The 261-nt window shown below is 24.5% G+C and carries 1 protein-coding gene; it reads right to left on the bottom strand.

Annotation, left to right across the window (positions count from 1 at the left end; translation table 11 throughout):
- The coding region (locus ACX6CF_RS26365) for a hypothetical protein (protein WP_458788357.1) at positions 1-238 on the bottom strand (238 nt) is incomplete at its 3' end.
- Between the last annotated feature and the right edge of the window lie 23 nt (positions 239-261).

Raw genomic sequence — 261 nt, 5'->3', positions numbered from 1 at the left:
CAATGCTTTTCTTATGTTCCATATATGGTAAGTACTTAACTGTTTCGTTAAAAGAATAGATTTCATTTATCTCTTTTATCTTCTTATTAGGAATATTGCCTATAAATCTTATTAATATATCATTTTTATCAATTTTTTGTTCATCTATTAATTCATTCACTGCTTGTAAGAAATAATCTGGTTTTCTTCTTCCATACATGGATCCTGAATAAGTTACTATAAGTTTATCCTTTTTCACATAATCTTAATAAAGATTATGTG

It is taken from the genome of Vallitalea sediminicola (genome assembly GCF_054408565.1).
The sequence above is the reverse complement of the archived record's forward strand: the minus strand, read 5'-3'. Positions and strand labels throughout refer to the sequence as shown.